The sequence below is a fragment of the Curtobacterium sp. B8 genome (assembly GCF_000333315.1).
Lineage (GTDB): Bacteria > Actinomycetota > Actinomycetes > Actinomycetales > Microbacteriaceae > Curtobacterium > Curtobacterium luteum.
In genome coordinates this window covers 1-5,349 of sequence record NZ_BACW01000056.1, presented here as the reverse complement: position 1 = coordinate 5,349, position 5,349 = coordinate 1, and the positions used below count along the sequence as shown (strand labels likewise).

Sequence of the window (5,349 nt, the reverse complement as noted above, 5' to 3'; positions counted from 1 at the left end):
TAGCGGCTGGCGTTCGCGAGCAGGTTCACGACGACGCGCTGGAGCAGCACGGGTTCGGCGAGGACGGGCGGCAGGTCGGCGGGCAGGTCGAGGTCGACGTCCTCGGGGCCGAGTTCGAGCTCGTCGAGTGCCGGTGCGACGACCGTCTCCAGTGCGGTCGGGACCGGGCGCGCGGCGAGCACCCCCGCCTGCACGCGACTGACGTCGAGCAGGTCGGCCAACAGCACCGCCAGGTGGCCGAGGCTCTCGTCGGCGGTGGCGAGCAGTGCCTCCCGGTCGGGCTCGGAGAGCGTGATGTCGCCGGCGCGGAGGGTCTGCACGGCCGCGGAGGCCGCCGCGATCGGCCGCCGCACGTCGTGGCCGACGGCCGCGAGGATCGCGCTGCGGACGCGGTCCGCCGCGGCGATCCGCTCCGCGTCGACGGCGGTGCGGGTGAGTTCGCGGTGCTCCACGGCGGCGTCGAGCTGCTGCTCGACGACGCGCAGCAGGCGGCGCTGGGTCGGGTCGTCGGGTGCGCCAGCGAACTCGAGCACGGCACCGGACGGGAGGGTCGTGGCCGCGTCCGGCGCGTCGCCGAACGTCCCCGACGTGGCCGGGACGTCGTCGCCCTGCCGGATCCGGACGCCCGCGAAGCCGAACGCCTCGCGCGTCCGGTCGAGCAGCGCCTGGAGCGCGTCGTCGCCGCGGAGGACACTCCCGGCGATGCCGACGAGCAGGCCCGACTCGGCGGCGGCACGGCGTGCCGCACGGGAGCGCCGCGCCGACCGGTCCACCACGAAGCTGACGAGCACGGCGCTCACGACGTACATGACGAGCGCCACGAGGTGCCACGGCTGCTGGACGGTGACCATGTAGAGGGGTTGCACGAAGAAGAAGTCGAGGCTCAGACCGGAGAGGACGGCGGCGAACACGGCGGGCCACATGCCGCCGACGAGCGCCACGACGAGCACGAGCAGCTGGTACGCGAGCACGTCGACCGTGATGGCGTCCGGGTCCTTGCCGAGCGACAGCAGCCAGGTGAGCAGCGGGCCGGCCACGAGCGACAGTACGAACGCGGCGACGATGCGGCCGCGGGACAGGCTGCCCCCGAGCCGCGGCAGGGCGAACCCGCCGCCGGCCCGCTCGTGCGTGACGACGTGCACGTCGATGTCGCCCGACTCGCGGATCACCGTGTTGCCGATGCCCGGACCCGTGATCGCAGCGGCCACACGGCTGCGACGGCTGACGCCGATGACGATCTGGGTGGCGTCGATCGACTTCGCGAAGCGCACGAGGGTCGTCGGCACGTCGTCGCCCACGACCTGGTGGTACGTCCCGCCGAGCTGTTCGAGCAGGGTCCGCTGCTTGCCGAGTGCACCCGGGTGCCGCTCGCGGAGGCCGTCGTTCGTCGTCACGTGGACGGCCGCCAGCTCGCCGCCGGCGCTGCGGGCGGCGATGCGTGCGCCGCGACGGAGCAGCGTCTCGCCCTCGGGGCCGCCGGTGAGGGCGACGAGGACCCGTTCCCGTGCCTCCCAACGGTGGTCGATGCCGTGCTCGGCGCGGTAGGCGCGGAGCGCGTCGTCGACCTCGTCCGCGAGCCACAGCAGCGCGATCTCCCGGAGGGCGGTCAGGTTGCCGAGGCGGAAGTAGTTCGAGAGTGCCGCGTCGATCCGCGCCGCCGGGTACACGAGGCCGTCGGAGAGCCGGTCGCGGAGGGCCGCCGGGGACAGGTCGACGACCTCGATCTGGTCGGCGGCGCGCACGACGGCGTCCGGGACGGTCTCCCGCTGCACGGTGCCGGTGATCTCGCGGACGACGTCGCCGAGGGACTGCATGTGCTGGACGTTCACGGTGCTGACGACGGAGATCCCGGCGGCGAGCAGTTCCTCGACGTCCTGCCACCGCTTCTCGTGGCGCCCGTCGGGAGCGTTCGTGTGGGCGAGCTCGTCGACGAGGGCGACGTCGGGCCGGCGGGCGAGGACGGCGTCGAGGTCCATGTCGTCGAGCTGCACCCCGCGGTGCTCGACGACGCGGCGGGGCACGACCTCGAGACCGTCGACGAGGGCGGCGGTGGCGGCGCGCTCGTGGGTCTCGACGACTGCGACCACGACGTCCCGGCCCTCGGCGGCCATCCGGTGCCCCTCTTCGAGCATCGTGTAGGTCTTGCCCACGCCGGGTGCCGCGCCGAGCAGGACCCGCAGCTTGCCTCGCTTCACGTGCTCATCCTCTCGCGTCGGTCGTCGCGGTGGTGGTGGACGGGGCGGCGCCGATGCTCCTCGCACCACCGAAGTCGGTTCGCGCCACGGTTCGGCGCGGTTGGAGGTGACTTCGGTTGTGCGGAAGCGATCGGCACCACCGTCAGGAGGCCTTCGCCAGCGCGAGGTTCAGCTCGAGGACGTTCACCACGGGCTCGCCGAGGAACCCGAGCTGGCGGGCCTCGGTGTGCTCGTCGACGAGCGTCCGGACGGCCGACTCGGACATCCCTCGAGCCGACGCGACGCGGGACACCTGCTGGAGCGCGTACTCCGGGCTGATGTCCGGGTCGAGGCCGGAGCCCGAGGCGGTGACGGCGTCGGCGGGGACCTGGCTGGCGGGCACCCCGTCGGCCTTCGCGATCGCCTGCTGGCGCTCCCGGATGGCCTTCACCAGGTCGGGGTTGTTCGGGCCGAGGTTCGAGCCACTGGACGCGTTCGCGTCGTAGCCCTTCTCCCCCGCGGCGCTCGGCCGGGACTGGAACCAGCGGGCAGCGGACGACCCGTCGAAGGACTGCCCGATCAGGGACGACCCGACGACCTTCCCCGACGAGTCGGTGACCATCGAGCCGTTGGCCTGGTCGTGGAAGGCGGCTTGCCCGACGCCCCAGACGGCGAGGGGGTAGGCGATGCCGAGCACCACGGTGCTGAGGAGGGTGAGGCGGATGGCCACACCCGTCGAACGGAAGGTGGAACGTGCTGATGCCATGACTAGAACCCCGGGATGAGACCGACCACGAGGTCGATCAGCTTGATGCCGATGAAGGGGACGACCACGCCGCCGACGCCGTAGAGGAGCAGGTTGCGGCCGAGGATCGACGATGCCGACGCTGCGCGGTACTTGACGCCGCGCAGCGACAGCGGGATGAGCGCCACGATGACGAGCGCGTTGAAGACGACGGCGGACAGGATCGCGGACGACGGGCTGTGCAGCCCCATCACGTTGAGCGCCGCGAGCCCCGGGAACGCAAGCTGGAACATGGCCGGGATGATCGCGAAGTACTTCGCGACGTCGTTGGCGATCGAGAACGTGGTGAGCGCGCCGCGGGTGATGAGCAGCTGCTTGCCGATCCGGACGACGTCGATGAGCTTGGTCGGGTCGGAGTCGAGGTCGACCATGTTGCCCGCCTCCTTCGCCGCAGTGGTGCCGGTGTTCATCGCGACGCCGACGTCCGCCTGGGCCAGGGCCGGGGCGTCGTTCGTACCGTCACCGGTCATCGCGACGAGGTTGCCGCCCTCCTGCTCCTTGCGGATGAGGGCGAGCTTGTCCTCCGGGGTGGCCTCGGCGAGGAAGTCGTCGACGCCGGCCTCGGCCGCGATGGCCTTCGCGGTGCGCGGGTTGTCGCCCGTGATCATCACCGTCCGGATGCCCATCTCCCGCAGCTGCGCGAAGCGTGCGGACATCCCGTCCTTCACGACGTCCTTGAGGTGCACGACACCCAGCAGGTCGACGGCACCGCCGGGCGCGCGACGGGCGACGACGAGCGGGGTGCCGCCCTGGTCGGAGACCTCGGCCACGGTGGCGTCGATCGCGGCGGTGACGGCCGGGTCGGCTGCCCCGGCCCACGCGAGCACCGCGGCCGCGGCACCCTTCCGGACCTCGGTCCCGTCGGTGAGGTCGAGCCCGGACATGCGGGTCTGTGCGGTGAACGGCACCTCGACCGCTCCGACGGGCAGCCCGGCGCCGATCCCGGCCTCGGCGGCCAGGTCGACGATGGAGCGGCCCTCGGGGGTGCTGTCGGCGGCGCTCGACAGCGCGGCGGCCTCCATCAGCTCGGCTTCGGTCACGCCCGGCACCGGCACGACACGGGACGCCCGACGGTTGCCGTACGTGATCGTGCCGGTCTTGTCGAGCAGCAGGGTGGTGATGTCGCCCGCCGCCTCGACCGCTCGACCGGACATCGCGAGGACGTTGTGCTGCACGAGGCGGTCCATGCCGGCGATGCCGATCGCGGAGAGGAGCGCACCGATCGTGGTCGGGATGAGGCAGACGAGCAGGGCGATGAGCACCGGGATGCTCACGGTCGCACCGACGAGGCCCGCGATGGGCTGCATGGTGAGGCAGACGATCACGAACACGATCGACAGCGAGGCGAGCAGGATGTTCAGCGCGATCTCGTTCGGCGTCTTCTGGCGGGCGGCGCCCTCGACGAGCCGGATCATCCGGTCGATGAAGGTCTCGCCCGGGGTCGACGTGATGCGCACGACGATCCGGTCGGACAGCACCCGCGTGCCGCCCGTGACGGCGCTGCGGTCGCCGCCGGACTCCCGGATGACCGGCGCGGACTCGCCCGTCACCGCGGACTCGTCGACGGACGCGATGCCGTCCACGACGTCCCCGTCGCCGGGGATCACCTCACCGGCCACGACCACGACGACGTCGCCCTTGGCGAGGTCCACCGACGCGACCTCCTCGGTCTCGTTGCCGGTGGCCGCCGGGTCGGACTGGTCGTAGCGGAGCACCCGGCGGGCGCTCGTGGTCGACCGCGTCTTGCGCAGGGTGTCGGCCTGCGCCTTGCCGCGGCCTTCGGCCACGGACTCGGCGAGGTTCGCGAAGACGACGGTCAGCCACAGCCAGACGGCGATCGCGATGGTGAAGGCGGACGGCTCGACGAACAGCGAGACGGTGGTCAGGGCAGCGCCGACCTCCACGATGAACATGACGGGGTTGCGCCACATGAGGCGCGGATCGAGCTTGCGGAGGGCGCCCGGGAGGCCCGCCGCCAGTTGGCGGGGCCCGAAGGCGGACGAGGTCGCCTGCCTGGAGGCGGTGGTCGCCTCCGGAGCGGAGGTCGCGGTGGTCATGGTGGTGTCCTTGGACGTCGACGGCGCGTTCATCGTGCGAGCGCTTCTGCGAGGGGTCCCAGTGCGAGGACCGGGAAGTAGGTGAGGGCGGTGACGATCACCGCGACGCCACCGAGGAGGCCGATGAACAGCGGCCGGTGGGTCGGGAGCGTGCCCGAGGTCGCGGGCACCTTGTCCTGCTGGGCGAGCGACCCGGCGAGCGCCAGGACGAGGACCATCGGGACGAAGCGTCCGAGGAGCATCACGACGCCGAGCGACGAGTTCATCCAGGTGGTGTTCGCGGTGAGGCCGCCGAACGCCGAGCCGTGTGTCG

At 72.3% G+C, this 5,349-nt stretch carries 4 protein-coding genes; all 4 read right to left on the bottom strand.

From position 1 onward, the window contains the following. The coding region (locus tag I59_RS01595) for a DUF4118 domain-containing protein (RefSeq protein WP_022902379.1) at positions 1 to 2,195 on the bottom strand (2,195 nt) is incomplete at its 3' end. Positions 2,196 to 2,337: 142 nt separating this feature from the next. Then, a complete protein-coding gene (gene kdpC, locus I59_RS01590; protein ID WP_031272388.1) occupies positions 2,338 to 2,940 on the bottom strand; it encodes a potassium-transporting ATPase subunit KdpC in 603 nt (200 codons plus the stop codon). A 2-nt stretch (positions 2,941 to 2,942) separates the two neighbouring features. Further along, positions 2,943 to 5,036 carry a potassium-transporting ATPase subunit KdpB gene (gene kdpB, locus I59_RS01585; protein ID WP_031272387.1) on the bottom strand — a complete coding sequence of 698 codons (2,094 nt, stop codon included), beginning with the start codon at positions 5,034 to 5,036 and terminating at the stop codon, positions 2,943 to 2,945. Between the two features lie 29 nt (positions 5,037 to 5,065). After that, a partial coding sequence (locus tag I59_RS18860) for a potassium-transporting ATPase subunit KdpA (RefSeq protein ID WP_042726361.1) occupies positions 5,066 to 5,349 on the bottom strand: 284 nt, incomplete at its 5' end.

Coding starts and splice junctions, on each gene's coding strand:
- kdpB (WP_031272387.1), bottom strand. CDS start 5,036: ATGACCACCGCGACCTCCGCTCCGGAGGCGACCACCGCCTCCAGGCAG.
- kdpC (WP_031272388.1), bottom strand. CDS start 2,940: ATGGCATCAGCACGTTCCACCTTCCGTTCGACGGGTGTGGCCATCCGC.